Consider the following 18,239-nt stretch of genomic DNA (forward strand, 5'->3'; position numbering starts at 1 on the left):
AAAAGGATGCTGACACCCAGTTGGAAGTTGCCTTGTCCGGGGGAGTGAATTTTGTCGATACGGCGGAAATGTATGCTGTTCCACCCAGCGCGGAAACTTACGGTGCAACTGAGCAGATCATTGGTAATTGGCTTGCAGCGAATCCTACCAGACGAAAAGATATCGTACTGGCGTCTAAAATTTCCGGGCCGGGCTTGCCATATATTCGCGATGGAAACGAAATCACTCCACAAGGTGTTAAACAAGCTGTGGAGGATTCACTTAAGCGACTGCAAACTGATTATATTGATCTTTACCAACTGCACTGGCCCAACCGGACAAGCCCTCATTTTGGCAGGCACTGGCCTGGCAGTGTTGAGTTTCTGGAAACTGATACTACGGCTCAGTCTCAGACTATGTTGGAAATACTGGGCGCACTGAATGATTGTATAGAAGCGGGAAAGATTCGCTATTGTGGTCTGTCAAACGAAACGCCATGGGGGCTGAGTGAATACCTTCGCCTTAGTGAAAAGCATAATCTGCCCAGAGTTGTTTCAGTACAGAATGAGTTTAGCCTGCTGCATAGTAAAGATTCGCCATATTTACTCGAGCACTGCATTCGTGAAGATGTCAGCTATTTGCCCTGGTCGCCATTAGCCGGCGGAATGTTGTCGGGCAAATACCTTAATGGCGAGCGCCCTGCAGGGAGTCGATGGACATTGTTACAACGCAACGGTCTGTTCAGAGATACCGTTCAATCTCAAAAAGCCGTGGCGCAGTATGTTGAGTTAGCCACAGATATAGGAATAACGCCCTCTCAACTGGCATTAAGCTGGTGCAAACAGGTTGAAGGAGTCACATCAGTGATTATTGGAGCGACATCAGTGGCGCAATTAGAGGAAAACCTGAAAGCGTTTAGCGTTGAGCTTAGTCAAAAGACGCTGAAGCAGATAGAGCAGCTAATGCGCCATCATCCTTTACCATTTTAACCAGGTAATTCAGATGGCGTGTAACGCTATGTTACTCGCCAACCTCTATGGGCTTCTGGGTAGGCTGCAACGCAGTTGGCGCTTTAATAATGTCTTCAAGGCTGTTTACGCGCAGCCCCACATCCTGAATACTTTGCTGAACTTCTCGCAGTTTCGATCGTAACTCATCAGCCTGGCTACTCAGTTTAGGTTGCGCTGTAAGCATCTTTTCCATACTCACCTGCAGATTGTCCTGAGTATTCTGCAGCTTACTGAATTGCTCTTTGATGGCGGTGAATCGCGTGTCATTCATGGTGATATCGGAGGCCAGCAGGTTAGCTTTGTCCTGCAGCGATTGCTGTGTCTTATTCAGGTTGTCTAAAGTGTTATTTTGTGCGACCAGTTTGGCATTCAGATCCTGAATTTCTGACTGATTACGACGCCATGCTGATGCCCATAGTTTGTCCATCTGCTCCCAGAGTTCTTCGGATTTCTCTCCAAGCTCTCTGACTTTGACCTGCAGTGCCACAGTGGACTCACCAATCTCTTCTCCGGTATCCGACAGGCGTCTTTCCAATTCGTCTATGCGTTGTTGTGAAGAGAGCAACAGTTGTTGCTGCTGCTGGTTCTGATAATACAACCAGCCATTAGCGGATAATGCGCCTATTACAAGCACCAGACTGAGAACACCAATACCTTTTCCTCCGCTGCGACTGTTGTTTTCAGAGGATTTATCAGTCTCTGGCTTAACCGCCGCAGTTCTGGGCGTCTTGCTTCGTTGTTTCAGGTAAGCCTGACGGTCTTCCTGATCAAGCTGGATGGAGGGCATGTCATCTGGATTGTCTTTATTCATAAGGGCTCTTCTAGGATTTGCAGCTTCCCATAGAGTACCTAAAAAAGCAGCCTATCAAAAGCATATAGATGCATATTGCGGCGCATTCATACACTGACCATCAGGATGAACCGGAAATGCTGTCCGTTTGCGGGTTCTTCGTTACAGATGAGGGGGGATTGCGATGAAAATCAGAGGATTTTTGCGTGGATATAGAAAAGCCCCGGACTGGCGGGGCTTTTTTTGTGCTTTAACAAATATGCCTATTTTTTGGCGTTTCTTTCTTTCACTTCTTCAATAACCTTCTCAGCAACATTCTGAGGACAAGGCATGTAGTGAGAGAATTCCATCGAGAACTGACCACGACCTGAAGTCATAGTACGAAGTTGGCCGATATAACCAAACATCTCTGACAGAGGAACATCAGCTTTGATACGCACACCAGTAGCGCCGGCTTCCTGATCTTTGATCATGCCACGACGACGGTTAAGGTCACCGATAACATCACCCACATTGTCTTCAGGAGAGAACACATCGACTTTCATAATGGGTTCAATTAACTGAGGACCTGCTTTTGGAATTGACTGACGGAAAGCGCCTTTGGCGGCAATCTCGAAGGCCACTGCGGAGGAGTCAACAGCGTGGAAGCCACCATCATACAGTTCAATCTCTACGTCCAGTACAGGGAAGCCTGCCAACACGCCGGTTTCCATCATACCTTTGAAACCCTTCTCGATGGCCGGGAAGAATTCTTTAGGTACGTTACCGCCCACAACACTTGAGGTGAAATTGAAGCCTGAGCCGGGTTCACCGGGCTTGATACGATAGTCAATTTTACCGAACTGACCAGAACCACCAGATTGTTTCTTATGAGTGTAAGAATCTTCAATCTGCTGTGTAATCGTCTCACGGTAGGCTACCTGTGGCTGACCTACTTCGAGTTCTACACCATAGGTACGCTTGAGGATATCCACCTTAATGTCCAGGTGTAGCTCACCCATACCTTTAAGAATCGTCTCACCGGAGTCTTCATCAGTTTCAACCTGGAAAGAAGGATCTTCTGCGACCATCTTACCAATGGCAATTCCCATCTTCTCTGTAGACCCTTTGTCTTTTGGAGATACGGCTATAGAGATTACCGGCTCAGGGAAGATCATCGGTTCAAGAGTGCAGGGGTGTTTTGGGTTACACAGTGTATGGCCCGTTTGCACATTTTTCATGCCGACGATAGCCAGGATGTCACCAGCATGGGCAGAGTTGAGCTCTGTTCTGTCATTGGCGTGCATTTCCACCATCCGGCCAATACGTTCTGTCTTGCCAGTAGCAGAGTTGAGGATGGTATCACCCTTATTCAACGTACCCGAGTAGATGCGTATAAATGTCAGAGCGCCAAAGCGGTCATCCATGATTTTAAACGCCAGTGCACGCAGTGGCTCATCAACGGTTACTGTCGCGACTTCACCGGTCGGTTCGCCGGTTTCAGCGTCAGTCAGCTCCTGAGGATCAACCTCAGTGGGGCTGGGCAGGTAGTCAATTACTGCGTCCAGGATCAGCTGAATACCTTTGTTCTTAAAGGCAGAACCACAGAAAGTAGGGAAGAACGTCAGGTCGCGGGTACCTTTACGGATACAACGCTTCAGGTCTTCGATAGAAGGCTCTTCACCATCCATGTAGGCCATCATCAGGTCGTCATCCTGCTCAACTGCAGTCTCTACCAGAGCTTCGTGATACTCATTCACTTTGTCGACCATATCGGCCGGTACATCTTTGATTTCGTAATTTTCTGGCAGACCCGTGTCATCCCACACGTACGCTTTTTTGGTCAGGACATCGACTACACCAACGAAGTCCTCTTCGATGCCAATAGGCAGAGTCATTACCAGCGGATTAGCGGCCAGAACATTCTTAACCTGACTGACAACGCGGTAAAAGTCTGCACCCATACGGTCCAGTTTGTTAACGAAGATAATACGGGCGACTTCAGAGTCGTTAGCATAGCGCCAGTTGGTTTCTGACTGTGGCTCAACACCACCAGAACCACAGAACACACCGACACCACCGTCCAGTACTTTCAGAGAACGGTATACTTCCACAGTGAAATCAACGTGTCCGGGAGTGTCGATAACATTCAGGCGGTGATCTTTCCAGAAACACGTCGTGGCGGCTGACTGAATGGTAATACCACGCTCAGCTTCCTGTTCCATAAAATCTGTTGTTGATTCACCGTCATGTACTTCACCGGTTTTATGGATTTTACCGGTAAGTTTGAGGATACGTTCAGTCGTGGTAGTTTTACCCGCATCAACGTGGGCGAAAATACCGATATTTCTGTATTGGGATAAATCTGCCATGGTTTCCTTCACAAGTTAGGGAGAAAAAATCGCGCGCAAGTATACAGGAAATCACATTGGAAAACCTGCCTTCTTGATAAATATTGCGCAATTTTTGTCTGATTCTTCGGTTTCAGGCTGTTCTGATGCCAACATTGGGCCGCGTAAGGGGCTTGCTCAGAAACAGGTGGGGCGGAATTTAGCATATCTGCCGTTGGCTGGCTAAAGATTATGCAATTTAGTTTTATTCAGACTCAGTTCTGCATCGGCATAACCCGGTTGCGGCCAAGTCGCTTGGCTTCATAGAGGAGTTTATCCGCCTGCTCGAGTAAATCACTTTTGCGCATATCTTTTTTGTACTCTGCGACGCCGAACGAGGCGGTGATACCGTTGAGTGTTTTCCCTGTACGCCTGTCGATCACGCTGACTTTCTCCATAGTACGGCGCATACTTTCCGCCTGATGAATGGCTTGTGAGAGTTTACTGGCCGTCATTAACACTGAAAACTCTTCGCCGCCAAAACGGTAAGGCACTGCATTGTCACGGCATGTATCCTTTATTCGTTTGGCGATAGCTTTAAGTACCCGATCACCCATCTGGTGCCCGTACTGGTCATTAATAGATTTAAAATGATCGATATCAATCATAATCAGGCAGACCCCCTGTTCAGCCTCCATGGCGGCTATATCTTCATCCAGCACGCGGCGGTTGTATAGGCCAGTTAGTCCGTCATATAAGGCATCTTTCTGGCTCTCGGCCAACTGCCTCCGAAGTTGATCAATCTCTTTCTCGGCACTGGCCAGCGACGCGGTAAAATCAAGTGTTGAGCGCTTAATTTGCTGTGTTTCACGGACCATCTCCCGTACCAGCGTCATCACTTCTTCAACTGACCAACCTTCCCGTTCTACCTTTTCCAGATCGGTCAGGCAGATGTCCATAGTATTTTTAAAGCTGTGCGTGTCCGAACGCGTATCGGTCAGTGATTGGGTTAGCTCAACCAGCATGGCTTCGAGTGACTGACGAAGCTGCCAGGTGCTGACTTCTTGTTGATCGGAAAGATAATTTCGGTGCAGTTCCTGTGCTCTGGCAGAGGAAAGAGGTCTGTCGTTTTCAATCATCTTATCGAGTTCAGCATTGAGCTCGTTACACTGTCCCGTGGCGTAGGTATACCACAGTGCGTAGTTAGTGGGGATAGCAGAGATCTTGTGTTTGAGCAGCAGAGGAATGGTCTGCTTCAGGGTCTGAAACGATTTATCAATACTCTCGTCGCTGTCTGCCATACTTTAACCTTATCTGAGGAGGCGGTTACAAGTTAAACTAATCATAACTGTTTTATTCCATGCCGCTGATAATTTGTACCTGGGCAATATCGGTATCACCTTTTAGTATCTTGTAGATACCATCCTGGGTGAGGGTTCGCATGCCATCTGTCATGGCTTGTTCTTTCATCAATGCCACCGAAGATTCCTTATATACCAGCGCGCGTAAATCCGGGGTCATCGCCAAGAGTTCATGTACCCCGGTGCGGCCTTTATAACCCGTTCCACCACAGGCATCGCATCCTTTACCCCTATGTAACATCAAAGGTTCACTGAGGTCGATTTCATCCAGATATTCTTCTCCGTACTGGCGCTTTATAAACCCGATATCGGCATCAGTGGCCTGATAGCTTTCCTTGCAATTAGGGCATAAGGTTCGAATCAGACGTTGTGCCAGAATGCCCACACAGGCATCAGAGAAATTAACCGGGTCCAGCCCCAAATCCAGCAGACGGGTAATGGTCTCAGGTGCGGAGTTGGTGTGTAGAGTTGATAGCACCAGGTGACCTGTCAGAGATGCTTCAATACCTGCGTGGGCAGTCTCTTTGTCACGCATTTCGCCGATCAGGATAATATCCGGATCCGCCCGCAAAAAAGCACGCAGGGCATTGGCAAAAGTAAAACCGATTTTGGGGCTGACCTGCACCTGCTGTAAACCAGCCTGAGTGATCTCTACAGGATCCTCTGCGGTCCAGATTTTCTTTTCCGGGGTGTTCAAATCCCCAAATACCGCGTGCAGGGTTGTCGTTTTACCTGAACCGGTGGGTCCCACCACCAGAATGATGCCGTGAGGCTTTTTAATCATTTCTTTGATGGCTTTGCTGTTGCGTGGAGAAAGGTTGAGCTTCTCCATGGGCATGGCGCCGCCGGTGGCCAGAATCCGCATTACTACGCCTTCTCCGGCCACAGTGGGAATAGTCGCGACCCGCACTTCGACAATCTGGCCGGACATTTTTACTGCAAGTTTGCCATCCTGAGGTACGCGCTTCTCAGCGATATTAAGATTCGCCATTATTTTTATGCGCGCTACCACGGCATTGTGGTGTGAAGCCGGCACCTGGGTGGTATCCCGACACACGCCGTCTATTCTCATGCGCACCCGTGTTGGGCCGCTCTTTTCTGCATCGACGTGAATATCTGAAGCGTTTAGTTTTTTGGCATCATGCAAAATCCGGCTAACCAGACGCACCACTGCTGGCGCATCGTCAGACATTTCCTCCGTCTGTTCTTCAAGATCGTCACTGCTGGTGCCGATTTCATCAAGAATTTCATCCATATCTCCCGGACCGGCACCGCCACCGGCGCTTTCACCCAGGTATTGCAGTACGGTATTGGGCAATGCCACACAGATGTCATAGCTGTCGATACCGATTGCGCTCTCTATTTCCATTAACAGGGCCGCATTATTGGGCTCTGCCATCAGGATAATGGGGTTGTCTTCCACATCCGATATAACGGCTACAAAATTGCGTTTAAGGTATGAGAGGTTGAGTCTGCTGTCACTTTGATACAGCTGATACTTGTCCGGCAGGTACCCCATATAGGGCACCTGATAATGCACTGATAAAGCATGGCCCAGTTCTTCATCAGCAATCCGGTATTCTGTGGTCAGGCGTTGTGCAAGCTGGCGTGGATCACGGCTGCTCTTCAGTAACTGTTCCAGATCTGCAGAGGAAATTAGCTGCTTGTGAACCAGATATTGAAATGGCTTATTAGTGCCACCGAGTTCATAGCGGAATTTATTTCCAAGCATGGTGGAGAGTTGATTGGCCAGATCGAGGTCTTCACTGATAAAATCGCCCCGCTTTTTATTGATCACCTGCATGACGCCAAGTAATACTCCGGCATTCATTATAGGAACACAGATAATGTTGCGGGTTTTAAAGGAGCTGGACTTATCAAACTTGTCGGCGAATTTAAGGCGGGGATGAATGGCGGCAAGCTCTTCCTTATTATAAGGATCTGATATCAGCAGTGGTAGCTGGCTCAATGCCACATAGCCTGCGATCGACTGCGGTGTAATCGGCACCTTAATTTCCCGTACTTCTTTGCCGGTTTTGAAGCGGGCCACCAGATCCTGGTGTTGACGACGTCTCTGGAAAATACTCATGCGCTCAGCAGCGAACATTTCCAGAATGATGGGTTCGAGCTTTTCATAGGCATCCATCAGTTCCTGATGGTTTTCCAGCAGTTGTTCAATTTGTTCCAGTTGCTGGTCGGCTTTAGTAGTCATCATAGTATCAGTGTTCTGCTCTACGTCAGTGCGCAAGTCATTCCTGCGGTTACATAAAAAGCTATGTTAGGTGGTTTCGGCACTCAAGGCCAATAGCATTAATACATGTTGCCATAAACAAAGCGATTTTTACTAATTGTGGGTTGCATAAAAAACCGACATAGGTATAATTCGCGGCCACTTGTCCTGAAGGACATGCGTTTTTACTCTGGTAACAGGTAAGAATGAACTACAAGGCCCCGATTGGGGGTCAGCAGTTTACACCCATCCTTCCCCAATAAATATTGGTGGTGAGGGTGAATTTTTTTGTTCTTTTGATTGGAGCTTGGTCGATGCCAAATCAAAGAATTCGTATTCGTTTGAAAGCGTTTGATCACAAGTTGATCGATCAGTCTACGGCTGAAATTGTCGAGACTGCCAAACGCACTGGTGCTCAGGTTAGCGGTCCTATTCCACTGCCTACTCGCAAAGAACGCTATACGGTATTGGTTTCTCCTCACGTAAATAAAGATGCACGTGATCAATATGAAATCCGTACGCACAAGCGTCTGGTGGATATCATTGAGCCTACTGATAAAACAGTAGATGCTTTGATGAGATTGGACTTGGCTGCCGGCGTTGATGTTCAAATCAGCTTGGGCTAACAAGAGAGGGTTTAAACAATGGCGATTGGTATAGTCGGTCGTAAAGTCGGTATGACCCGTATCTTCACTGAAGATGGCGTGTCTATTCCTGTGACTGTTATCGAAGCAACGCCCAACCGTGTGACTCAGCTCCGTACTGAGGAAAATGACGGTTATAAAGCGTTGCAGGTCACTGCAGGTACCAAGAAAGCTAACCGCGTCAACAAGGCCGAAGCTGGTCAGTTCGCTAAAGCCGGTGTCGAAGCCGGGCGTGGTAAGTGGGAATTCCGCCTCAATGGTACTGAAGGTGAAGGCATTGAAGTGGGCAGTGAAATCACTGTCGAAATCTTCGCTGAGAATGCCATGGTAGATGTAACGGGTACCTCTAAAGGTAAAGGTTTTGCCGGTGCGATCAAACGTTGGAACTTCAGTTCACAGCGAATGACTCACGGTAACTCACTGTCTCACCGTGCTCCGGGCTCGATTGGTCAGAACCAATCTCCTGGTAAAGTTTTCAAAGGCAAAAAAATGGCCGGTCACATGGGCGCTGAGCGCGTGACGGTTCAGTCTTTGGAAGTGGTACGTGTGGATGCTGAGAACAACCTGCTGCTGGTCAGAGGTGCTGTTCCTGGTGCAACAGGTGGCGATGTAATCGTTAAGCCTGCGGTTAAAGCGTAACGTCTGGGAGATTAGTGATGGAATTAGTATTGAAAGACGCGAACAGCGCTCTTGAAGTATCCGAAGCTACCTTTGGACGTGAGTTTAACGAAGCTCTGGTACACCAGGTAGTTGTCGCATATGGTGCAGGTGCCCGTCAGGGAACTAAAGCACAAAAGACCCGTTCCGAAGTTCGCGGTGGTGGTAAGAAGCCATGGCGTCAGAAAGGTACAGGCCGTGCCCGTGCCGGTACAATCCGCAGCCCAATCTGGGTTGGTGGTGGCCGTGCATTTGCAGCCAAACCTCAGGATCATGGTCAGAAAGTTAATAAGAAAATGTATCGCGGTGCAATTAAAAGCATCCTGTCTGAACTTATTCGTCAGGAGCGTTTGATTGTTGTCGAGAAATTCGGTGTTGAAGCCCCTAAGACCAAAGAATTGGTTGCCAAGCTCAATGAACTGAACCTCAATGACGTATTGATCGTGACCAAGGAGCTGGATGAGAACCTGTTCTTGTCAGCCCGCAACCTGTACAAGGTTGATGTCCGTGATGTGCAGGGTGTAGACCCGGTAAGCCTGATTGCATTTGAAAAAGTGTTAATTACTGCCGACGCAGTGAAGCAATTAGAGGAGGCGTTGGCATGATTAGTGAAGAACGTCTACTGAAAGTGGTGCTTGCGCCACATGTTTCGGAAAAGTCTACATTGGCTGCCGAGAACAGCAACACTGTTGTGTTCAAGGTACTTAAAGATGCCACGAAAGCTGAAATCAAACAGGCGGTTGAAAAACTGTTCGAAGTTGAAGTTAACGGCGTCCGCACCGTGAACGTAAAGGGTAAAACCAAGCGTCATGGTATGACTTTCGGCAAGCGCAAAGACTGGAAAAAAGCTTATGTTGAGCTTAAAGAAGGTCAGGACATCGACTTTGTCGGTGGCGCTGAGTAACAGGGGGATTAAGATATGCCATTAATGAAAGCTAATCCAACTTCTCCGGGTCGTCGCCACGTCGTTAAAGTGGTTAACCCAGATTTGCACAAAGGCGCGCCTTACGCTCCTTTGTTGGAGAAGAAAAGCAAGTCTGGTGGTCGTAACAACGGCGGTAGTATTACTGTTCGTCACATCGGTGGCGGTCATAAACAACATTACCGCATGGTTGACTTCAAACGTAACAAAGATGGCGTTGCTGCCAAAATTGAACGTCTGGAATATGATCCAAATCGCAGTGCAAATATTGCTCTGGTGCTCTATGCAGACGGCGAACGTCGCTACATATTGGCACCTAAAGGCCTTAAGGCAGGTGACCCGATCCAATCTGGTTCTAATGCACCGATCAAGGCTGGTAATAGCATGCCGATGCGTAATATCCCGGTGGGTACTACAATTCACGCCGTGGAAATGAAGCCTGGAAAGGGTGCCCAGATGGCACGTTCTGCAGGATCCTACGTTCAGATTCTTGCCCGTGATGGTGCGTATGTGACACTGCGTTTGCGCAGTGGTGAAGTTCGCAAGGTATTGGCTGATTGCCGTGCCACTATCGGGGAAGTCGGTAATGCCGAACATATGCTGCGCCAGTTAGGTAAAGCAGGTGCCACACGTTGGCGCGGTGTTCGTCCTACCGTTCGTGGTGTAGCCATGAACCCGGTAGATCACCCGCACGGTGGTGGTGAAGGTCGTACCTCTGGTGGCCGTCATCCTGTTTCACCCTGGGGTAAACCTACTAAGGGCAAGAAAACCCGTAGTAACAAGCGTACCGATAAGCTTATCGTACGTCGTCGTAATAAGTAATAGCGAGGATTCACCATGCCACGTTCTCTCAAGAAAGGTCCATTCATCGACCTGCACTTGTTGAAGAAGGTAGAGACTGCGGTGGAAAAGAACGACAGAAAACCGATCAAGACCTGGTCGCGTCGTTCTATGATCATTCCCAATATGATTGGGTTGACCATTGCAGTCCATAACGGTCGTCAGCACGTACCTGTTTTAGTCAGTGACGAAATGGTCGGCCATAAGTTGGGCGAATTTGCTCCAACGCGTACTTATCGCGGCCATGTCGCAGATAAGAAAGCCAGAAGATAAGGGGGAAATAATGGAAGCATTAGCTAAACACCGTTTTGCCCGCTCTTCGGCTCAGAAAACGCGCCTGGTTGCAGATCAAATTCGCGGTATGCACGTTGAGAAAGCACTGGAATTGCTCAGTTATAGCCCTAAGAAAGCGGCTGACCTGGTCAAGAAAGTACTGGAATCTGCCATCGCCAATGCTGAGCATAACGAGGGTGCAGATATCGACGAGCTGAAAGTTGCGAAAATTTTCGTCGACGAAGGCCCGACCATGAAGCGGATTAAGCCAAGAGCTAAAGGCCGTGCGGATCGGATATTTAAGCGTAGCAGTCACATCACTGTGGTTGTGGCTGATAACTAGGAGTAGATTATGGGACAGAAGGTACATCCTACGGGTATTCGCCTGGGTATCAGCAAACCATGGACTTCTACCTGGTACGCTAATACTAAAGAATATGCAGATAACCTGTTCAATGATCATCAGGTACGTCAGTTCCTGACCAAAGAACTGAAGAATGCTTCAGTTTCCAGGATCATCATTGAGCGCCCTGCGAAAAGCATCCGTGTCACCATTCATACAGCCCGTCCGGGCGTGGTGATTGGTAAGAAAGGTGAGGACGTAGAAAAGCTGCGTAAGCACGTTTCTAATCTGGCCGGCGTACCCGCGCAAATTAACATTGCTGAAGTACGTAAGCCTGAGCTGGATGCACAATTGGTTGGCGACAGTATTGCCAGTCAGCTTGAACGTCGTGTGATGTTCCGTCGCGCTATGAAGCGTGCGGTACAAAACGCCATGCGTCTGGGTGCAAAGGGTATCAAAGTAGAAGTAAGTGGTCGTCTTGGCGGCGCTGAAATTGCTCGTTCAGAATGGTATCGTGAAGGCCGAGTGCCGCTGCACACTTTTCGTGCAGACATCGATTACGCAACATCTGAAGCCAACACTACTTACGGTATCATTGGCGTAAAAGTGTGGATCTTCAAAGGTGAAGTATTGGGCGGCTTACCCGCTGCTACAGAGCAACCCGCTCCGACACCTAAGAAGAAAGGCCGCAGCGCTAAGCAAGGGGGCTAAAGATGTTACAACCAAAACGTACGAAATTCCGTAAGCAGCATAAAGGTCGCAATCGCGGCATGGCTATTGCCGGTGGCAAGGTAAGCTTCGGTACTTTCGGTCTTAAAGCCGTTGGTCGTGGGCGTATGACAGCTCGCCAGATTGAAGCAGGCCGTCGTGCGCTAACCCGTCACGTTAAGCGTCAGGGTAAAATCTGGATTCGGGTATTTCCTGATAAGCCTATCACTGAGAAGCCTCTTGAGGTTCGTCAGGGTAAAGGTAAAGGTAATGTTGAGTATTGGGTTTGCCAAATCCAACCAGGCCGCGTGCTGTATGAAATGGAAGGTGTTCCAGAAGAACTGGCTCGCGAAGCGCTTGCTTTGGCCGCTTCCAAGTTGCCTTTCAAGACAACCTTTGTAACTCGGACGGTGATGTAATGAAAGCGACTGAACTGAAAGAAAAAAGCGTGGAAGAACTGAACGCAGAGCTGCTTAATTTGCTCCGCGAACAGTTCAACCTGCGCATGCAACACAGCACAGGTCAGCTGGAAAAAAGTCATCAGCTGAAGACCGTGCGTCGCAGCATTGCGCGTGTTAAAACCATTCTGACTGAGAAGGCAGGTGCGTAATGACTGAACAAACTATACGTACATTGCAGGGCCGTGTGATTAGTAACAAGATGGAAAAATCCATCACTGTTGCTATTGAGCGCAGAGTGAAACACCCAATCTATGGGAAATTCATTAAGCGTACCACTAAACTGCATGCTCATGACGAAGCCAACCAGTGTAACGTCGGTGACGTGGTAACGATACGCGAATGTCGTCCAATGTCTAAGACTAAAAACTGGATGTTGGTGGATGTTGTTGAGAAATCTACACAGATTTAATTAGTCTGTTGGATTAAAGCCGGGGAATGCTCCATGCAACCCCGGCATACCGTCCATCCATGGACATAAAAGCGCCGAAAGGCGCTTTTTTATTGCCTGTTGGGGCAGTTAGGAGTTAGGAGAATGATGAATGATGAATGATGAATGATGAATGATGAATGATGAATGATGAATGATGAATGATGAATGATGAATGATGAATGATGAAAAAATGTCGATATATTAGTGTGTTATGTCAAGCTTTTTCAGCACTCAGCACTCAGCACTCAGCACTCAGCACTCAGCACTCAGCACTCAGCACTCAGCACTCAGCACTCAGCACTCAGCACTAATCACTCAGCACTCAGCACTCAGCACTCAGCACTCAGCACTCAGCACTCAGCACTAATCAGACGCCTCACGCCTCACCCGAGCAATAATACTAAGGTATCAAACCCCTTACCTATTCTGAGTAAAAAATGCGCTATTCTGAATTTCTGGTCCTCACGCGCAGGTTGGTATTGTATGTTCAGGTTTGCAGTCAGTTTTTTCTTTCTGAGTCCTCTGATAGTGATGGCAAATCAGCCTGCTGCTAACGCACCATCCTCCTGGAACGGCGAGTGGAAGAGGGCACCTGTGCAGGTAAAGAAATACTCGTTTGGAGTGTCTGATTATCAGCATGAAATTAAACGTTTCAGTTTTGCCAGCCCGTTAACACAACATTTGTCATTTTCCGCTGAGGTCGTCACCAGCAGAACAGGGTTGCAGGATTGTGCTAACAGTTTTGACCAGACTACGCTGGGCTACGAGGTTCTTCCCCGTCTGCAGGTTGCGGAACAGGTGCAGCTGGGTATTGGATTTGCGCAACTCGATGGTGGTCATATAGCTTTCATAACAGGTGACAGACTGGATATGGCCGACAGCCAGAGTTTTATTGTGTCTACACAATGGCTGCAGGCAATCCCAACGGCCAGTCTTGAACTCAGATTAACGCGCACCAGTTATGATGCTCATGCCGTTTACGAACAGCAGAAGGCATTTACCGACAATAGTTTATTACTCTCCTACCAACTGCATTTCTAGGTGCTTATTGCGACTTTTGCATCGAGCATTGCTGTATAAGATTTTTATGCCAGACTTACGCTATCATGGTAATGGTCTTTTATCTCTGAGGTATGTCGTCGTTATCAGTTTGATTGTCTGAGAGAATTGCTATGGTGCATGGCATAGGCATAAGGATTGCGTATTTTGGATACATTCGATCTGATTCTACTTACCACCGGGGTTCTCCTTATCCTGGTTGGTCTGGGACTCTTCATTTTCGGCAATCGGGACGGCAATAAAAACTACCTCGAAGGCTTTGGGATCAAGCTGGATGTCAGTAACCCTTCCATCATTCTGATTGTGGCAGGGGTGGGCTACTGTTAGCACCCAGGCTACTGCCTGCGAGCAAGCCGGCTATGGGGGAAACCTCAGAACCGCTGCAAAAAGTGAGGACGATAACACCACGAGACCCGCAGCACGCCTCTGCAACGCCCGCCAGTAGCTCACAGGAAGGAAGTAATTCGTCAACCGCTCAACCACAGCAGCAGGAAAAGTATTTTATGCCACAGGGACATTGGCAGCTAAACGACTACCAGGAGTCAGGTGTAACCCTGCCTAATGTACAGGGCAATATCAGATTCAGTCCGGACTCGGGGAATAAAACAGACTGGCAGATTTTATCTTCATGGATATGTGGGGCAACAGGTCTGGTTACAGTTATCAGGGGAAGATGTGGCATGACGCAACAGGACAATATTTTATCAGCCTGATTGCCAGTAATGATCCCGGTTTCACCCCTCAGGCACAGGCTCCCCTCGAATTGATGATGGAGCAAAGTGCTTTGTTGCATATGAAATATCATTATCGGGGAGTCGAAATACTGCTGCACCTGATCCGGTAACCTGAATTTTTTACAGAGATACCACTCAGGGCGTTGTCAGTGTCTCACTGTCTTAGGACGAAAAACTTTAACATCTGTATACCCGTTTTCGTGTAGCAGAAGAGCCTGCATTCGGCTCATCACACCGCGGTCGCAGAACAGGTAATACTGCCTGTTCTGGTCCAGGTTGGGGAACTGGCTGGCAAGGCGATAAAAGGGCAGATGTTTCACCTCTTTGCCTTCTACCCGTAAAGGGGCCCGCTCTTGCTCTTCGGCACTGCGAATATCCAGTACTACGGCTTTGTCAGGCAGAGATTGTGTCGTTTCCACTTCTCTGACTTCTTCAGTCGCTTCCCTGACGATGCGGCGTATATCTTCTACATAAGCGGCCTGTACTAAACTTTCTATCAGCCCTTCGTCTATAAGAGTCTGTTGTTGCTCAATCTGCCCTAAGTCTGCTTTTACAGTGGGACGATTGGAAATAACGCCGCAGTATTCCGGGATACTTTTGCTCAGGTCTTCTGTGCCAATCTCACGGGCCAGATTAATGATCTCTGCTTTGTCCATACAGATCAGCGGCCTGAGTACCAGCTTGTCGGTTGCCCGATCAATCACTGCCAGATTTGACAGCGTCTGGCTCGACACTTGCCCCATCGCCTCACCGGTAACCAGTGTTGATACGGCGAGGTTGTCGGCCACAATACTGGCAGCCTTTAACATCAGACGTTTAAGCACCACGCCCATCAGTCCATTGTCGGTACGCTCGAGTATTTGTTCTACCACAGGCTCAAAATTAACGCTGATAAATTTGACCCTGTGAGATGCGCCGAACCGTTGCCAAAGATAGCAGGCAACTTGTTTTACGGCTATTTCATGCTCCTTGCCACCCAGATTAAAGAAACAGTAATGGGTACGGGCGCCGCGGCGGATCATCTGGTAACTGGACACACCTGAATCAAAGCCGCCGGAAATCAGTGAAATCACATCTTCCTGCGTTGGCAGGGGCATACCACCGAGGCACTTAAACCTGTTGTTGATAATCAGTAACTGATCTTTGTCCACTTCCAGTTCAATCAGCACTTGAGGATTGGTCAGGTCTACACCGGCACTATCACAGTGCTGATTGAGCCCCCCTCCCACATAGCGGGCCACATCCATGGAGGTGAAATCATGTTTACCCCGGCGACGCACTTTCACTGCAAAGCGCTTATCTGCCAGTTTGTCACCCCATACCGCTTTCACCTGCTGATAGATATCATCCAGGCTATGATATTCACTTTGTTGTACCTGCAGGCATTGTTCTATACCCGGGATGCGTTTTAGTTGATCCAGTACCTGTTCAATTTCGCTGCGGGATGTGGTTTTGGCTTCGAGGATCAACTTATCCCACCGGTTCCACAAGGCAACTTTAAATTCATAGGGCTTGAAAAGGTTGCGGATGTTGGATTCGAGTATGCGGGTAAAGCGTCGTCTGACCGAGTCACTTTTTATCGTGATCTCAGGGTGGAGTTTAAGAATGAACTTCATAACTACGTGGAGCCAATGAAAAAGTGCGCGGAGTATAGCAAAAGTTGCCGTTAACCCCAATCTGACGCTAAGTCAGGAATGGCTTTCACAAGTCAGGGTTCTACGATGGAAATCGGTCCGGCCTCCATGGCTTCCCCCTGATTTATGGTAATCTCTACTCGTCGGTTTTGTGTACGCCCTTCTGCCGTGTTGTTGTCTGCCAGAGGGGCGGTATCAGCCAGACCGACAACCGACATGCGTGATTCATCAAAGCCTTCGGCTCCACGCATGGCCTCTGCTACTGCAACGGCTCGCTGGGCTGAAAGATCCCAGTTGGAACGGTAGAGTTCATTTGAGATTTGCTGGTTATCACTATGGCCTGATACTTCAATGGTGCCGGGGATATCCACCAACAGCCGGCCTACCTTACGCAGTACCGGAATGAACTGGGGTTGTAAAAAGGCCGAGCCCGCAGAGAAAGCCCCGTTTTCTTTTATCCTGATTGTTATTTGTTGGCCCAGGGATTCCATTTCTATTGCACCATCCATGATCTGCTGTTGCAGTTCCTGAGCAATCTTTTTCATTTGTTCACTGGTTTGTTCGCTGGCAGCTTGTGCAGCTGCGCTGGGTGAGGCTTGCGCCGTTTGTTGCGATTTACCGCCGCGCTGTGTTCCCCGCTGCTTTTGTCTGCCGCCGGCCGAGTCCTCCTCACCCGCTTCAAACTCCAGCATTTGCTGCGTCATTTCGATGGTTTGTTGCTGGATGTTCTCTATCGGAGTCGGGTCGGGCTTACCCGGGCGGAATTCCATGGCAATAACACTGGTTCCCTTAGGGATGTCTTTGACTTCAATTTTATTCTGAACCCCAAAAGCAAACTTCATTGAACCGGCAATCTGCTTGAACTTAAGCACATCCATTTCGGAAAATGCCAACAGCAACACGAAAAAACACATCAGCAAACTCATCAGATCGGCAAAGGTCGCCATCCAGGCGGGGAGCCCGGGAGGTGGACATTTGGGACAATCTTGTTGATCAGCCATAGTAGTTACTCATCCGGTTCACCGGCAGCACGTTTATTGGCGGCCAAATAATTTTTCAGTAAACCTTCGATCACTCTTGGGTTCTGACCATCGGCGATACCCAGAATGCCATCCAGTACCACACTCTGGTTAAGCTTTTCCTGTTCGGCCCTGTTGATTAGCTTGTTAGCTATCGGAATGGCAATGACATTGGCGAAAAACGCGCCATAAAGTGTAGTCAACAGGGCAACGGCCATAGCCGGACCAATGGCTTTCGGATCATCCATATTTGAAAGCATCGCCACCAATCCAATCAGGGTGCCTATCATACCCATAGCGGGTGCCACATCGCCAAGTGTCTTGAAGATGGATGCGCCGAATTCATGTCGTTCTGTGGTCATCGAGATATCCTTCGCGAGAGTCCCCCGCACCACATCCACGTCATGGCCATCTACCAGCATATCGACGCCTTTTTGCATAAATTCATTATTGATTTCTGCTTCTTCAAGCGCCAGAAATCCGCCTTTACGGGCGGCATCAGCCATTTCGACTATTTTCTCAATCAACTCTTCAGGTGATTCTATCTTAAACATAAAGGCTTTAGCGGCAATCTTGCCCGCCGTGAAGAACTGACCCAGTGTATAAGATGTCATAACGACAAAAATGGAGCCGCCGAATACGATCAGTATGGATGGCACGTTTACAAACATCATGATGTCGCCACCGAGCACCATGGCCATTACGATAAAGCCCATCGCACCTAACATGCCAATCAGGGTTGCTAAATCCACACTTTTCTCCCCAAAACCCCTGGTTATTTAATCTTCCAGAACCCGTATATCATAGCCTCAGTCTACATATTGCCCTATTTCATG

At 48.5% G+C, this 18,239-nt stretch carries 22 protein-coding genes; 15 read left to right on the forward strand and 7 right to left on the reverse strand.

The genetic code is table 11. The annotated features are described in order from the left end of the window. The coding region (locus tag CDA54_RS07120) for an aldo/keto reductase (RefSeq protein ID WP_143452268.1) at nt 1-968 on the forward strand (968 nt) is incomplete at its 5' end. Between the two features lie 31 nt (nt 969-999). Here CDA54_RS07120 and CDA54_RS07125 read toward each other — a convergent pair. From CDA54_RS07125 to CDA54_RS07140, 4 genes are all read right to left on the reverse strand, one after another. After that, nucleotides 1,000-1,800: a hypothetical protein gene (locus CDA54_RS07125; protein WP_099034311.1), complete on the reverse strand. Its 801-nt coding sequence runs from the start codon at nt 1,798-1,800 to the stop codon at nt 1,000-1,002. Between the two features lie 242 nt (nt 1,801-2,042). After that, nucleotides 2,043-4,130 carry an elongation factor G gene (gene fusA, locus CDA54_RS07130; protein WP_099034312.1) on the reverse strand — a complete coding sequence of 696 codons (2,088 nt, stop codon included), beginning with the start codon at nt 4,128-4,130 and terminating at the stop codon, nt 2,043-2,045. A 233-nt stretch (nt 4,131-4,363) separates the two neighbouring features. Continuing rightward, nucleotides 4,364-5,389 (reverse strand): GGDEF domain-containing protein, encoded by a 1,026-nt coding sequence (locus tag CDA54_RS07135; protein WP_099034313.1) that lies wholly within the window; start codon nt 5,387-5,389, stop codon nt 4,364-4,366. Nucleotides 5,390-5,441: 52 nt separating this feature from the next. Beyond that, on the reverse strand, nt 5,442-7,664 hold the full coding sequence (locus tag CDA54_RS07140; protein ID WP_425319645.1) for a GspE/PulE family protein: 2,223 nt from the start codon (nt 7,662-7,664) through the stop codon (nt 5,442-5,444). A 329-nt stretch (nt 7,665-7,993) separates the two neighbouring features. Here CDA54_RS07140 and rpsJ point away from each other — a divergent pair, with 329 nt between their 5' ends. The 14 genes from rpsJ to CDA54_RS19565 all read left to right on the forward strand — a co-directional run bounded on the left by rpsJ (nt 7,994) and on the right by CDA54_RS19565 (nt 14,860). Continuing rightward, complete coding sequence (gene rpsJ / locus CDA54_RS07145) at nt 7,994-8,305, forward strand: 30S ribosomal protein S10 (protein ID WP_008845776.1); 312 nt, start codon at nt 7,994-7,996, stop codon at nt 8,303-8,305. 18 nt (nt 8,306-8,323) lie between these two features. Then, a complete protein-coding gene (gene rplC, locus CDA54_RS07150) occupies nt 8,324-8,962 on the forward strand; it encodes a 50S ribosomal protein L3 (protein WP_099034314.1) in 639 nt (212 codons plus the stop codon). A 17-nt stretch (nt 8,963-8,979) separates the two neighbouring features. Beyond that, nucleotides 8,980-9,585: a 50S ribosomal protein L4 gene (rplD, locus tag CDA54_RS07155; protein ID WP_099034315.1), complete on the forward strand. Its 606-nt coding sequence runs from the start codon at nt 8,980-8,982 to the stop codon at nt 9,583-9,585. Further along, complete coding sequence (gene rplW / locus CDA54_RS07160) at nt 9,582-9,884, forward strand: 50S ribosomal protein L23 (protein WP_099034316.1); 303 nt, start codon at nt 9,582-9,584, stop codon at nt 9,882-9,884. Before rplD ends, rplW begins: the two co-directional genes overlap by 4 nt. Nucleotides 9,885-9,899: 15 nt before the next feature. Next, on the forward strand, nt 9,900-10,724 hold the full coding sequence (rplB, locus tag CDA54_RS07165) for a 50S ribosomal protein L2 (protein ID WP_099034317.1): 825 nt from the start codon (nt 9,900-9,902) through the stop codon (nt 10,722-10,724). A gap of 15 nt (nt 10,725-10,739) precedes the next feature. Further along, complete coding sequence (rpsS, locus tag CDA54_RS07170) at nt 10,740-11,015, forward strand: 30S ribosomal protein S19 (RefSeq protein WP_099034318.1); 276 nt, start codon at nt 10,740-10,742, stop codon at nt 11,013-11,015. Nucleotides 11,016-11,025: 10 nt separating this feature from the next. Next, on the forward strand, nt 11,026-11,358 hold the full coding sequence (gene rplV / locus CDA54_RS07175; RefSeq protein ID WP_099034319.1) for a 50S ribosomal protein L22: 333 nt from the start codon (nt 11,026-11,028) through the stop codon (nt 11,356-11,358). 9 nt (nt 11,359-11,367) lie between these two features. After that, a complete protein-coding gene (rpsC, locus tag CDA54_RS07180; RefSeq protein ID WP_099034320.1) occupies nt 11,368-12,069 on the forward strand; it encodes a 30S ribosomal protein S3 in 702 nt (233 codons plus the stop codon). Nucleotides 12,070-12,071: 2 nt separating this feature from the next. Further along, on the forward strand, nt 12,072-12,485 hold the full coding sequence (rplP, locus tag CDA54_RS07185; RefSeq protein WP_099034321.1) for a 50S ribosomal protein L16: 414 nt from the start codon (nt 12,072-12,074) through the stop codon (nt 12,483-12,485). Further along, nucleotides 12,485-12,676: a 50S ribosomal protein L29 gene (rpmC, locus tag CDA54_RS07190; protein WP_062476094.1), complete on the forward strand. Its 192-nt coding sequence runs from the start codon at nt 12,485-12,487 to the stop codon at nt 12,674-12,676. The genes rplP and rpmC overlap by 1 nt, the downstream gene beginning before the upstream one ends. Then, a complete protein-coding gene (gene rpsQ, locus CDA54_RS07195) occupies nt 12,676-12,936 on the forward strand; it encodes a 30S ribosomal protein S17 (protein ID WP_099034322.1) in 261 nt (86 codons plus the stop codon). Before rpmC ends, rpsQ begins: the two co-directional genes overlap by 1 nt. A gap of 504 nt (nt 12,937-13,440) precedes the next feature. Continuing rightward, nucleotides 13,441-13,998 (forward strand): hypothetical protein, encoded by a 558-nt coding sequence (locus CDA54_RS07200; protein ID WP_099034323.1) that lies wholly within the window; start codon nt 13,441-13,443, stop codon nt 13,996-13,998. 165 nt (nt 13,999-14,163) lie between these two features. Then, on the forward strand, nt 14,164-14,343 hold the full coding sequence (locus tag CDA54_RS07205) for a hypothetical protein (protein ID WP_099034324.1): 180 nt from the start codon (nt 14,164-14,166) through the stop codon (nt 14,341-14,343). A 346-nt stretch (nt 14,344-14,689) separates the two neighbouring features. Further along, nucleotides 14,690-14,860, forward strand: coding sequence for a hypothetical protein (locus CDA54_RS19565; RefSeq protein WP_180237141.1), 171 nt, complete (start codon nt 14,690-14,692; stop codon nt 14,858-14,860). Between the two features lie 36 nt (nt 14,861-14,896). On the opposite strand, the gene thiI is transcribed toward CDA54_RS19565, so the two are convergent. From thiI to pomA, 3 genes are all read right to left on the reverse strand, one after another. Further along, a complete protein-coding gene (thiI, locus tag CDA54_RS07215; protein ID WP_099034326.1) occupies nt 14,897-16,366 on the reverse strand; it encodes a tRNA uracil 4-sulfurtransferase ThiI in 1,470 nt (489 codons plus the stop codon). A 92-nt stretch (nt 16,367-16,458) separates the two neighbouring features. Then, nucleotides 16,459-17,385, reverse strand: a complete 927-nt coding sequence (locus CDA54_RS07220; RefSeq protein WP_099034327.1) for a flagellar motor protein MotB — start codon at nt 17,383-17,385, stop codon at nt 16,459-16,461. Nucleotides 17,386-17,390: 5 nt separating this feature from the next. Continuing rightward, nucleotides 17,391-18,155: a flagellar motor protein PomA gene (gene pomA, locus CDA54_RS07225; RefSeq protein ID WP_099034328.1), complete on the reverse strand. Its 765-nt coding sequence runs from the start codon at nt 18,153-18,155 to the stop codon at nt 17,391-17,393. Nucleotides 18,156-18,239: the final 84 nt, after the last annotated feature.

This window comes from Lacimicrobium alkaliphilum (genome assembly GCF_002591895.1).
Lineage (GTDB): Bacteria > Pseudomonadota > Gammaproteobacteria > Enterobacterales > Alteromonadaceae > Lacimicrobium > Lacimicrobium alkaliphilum.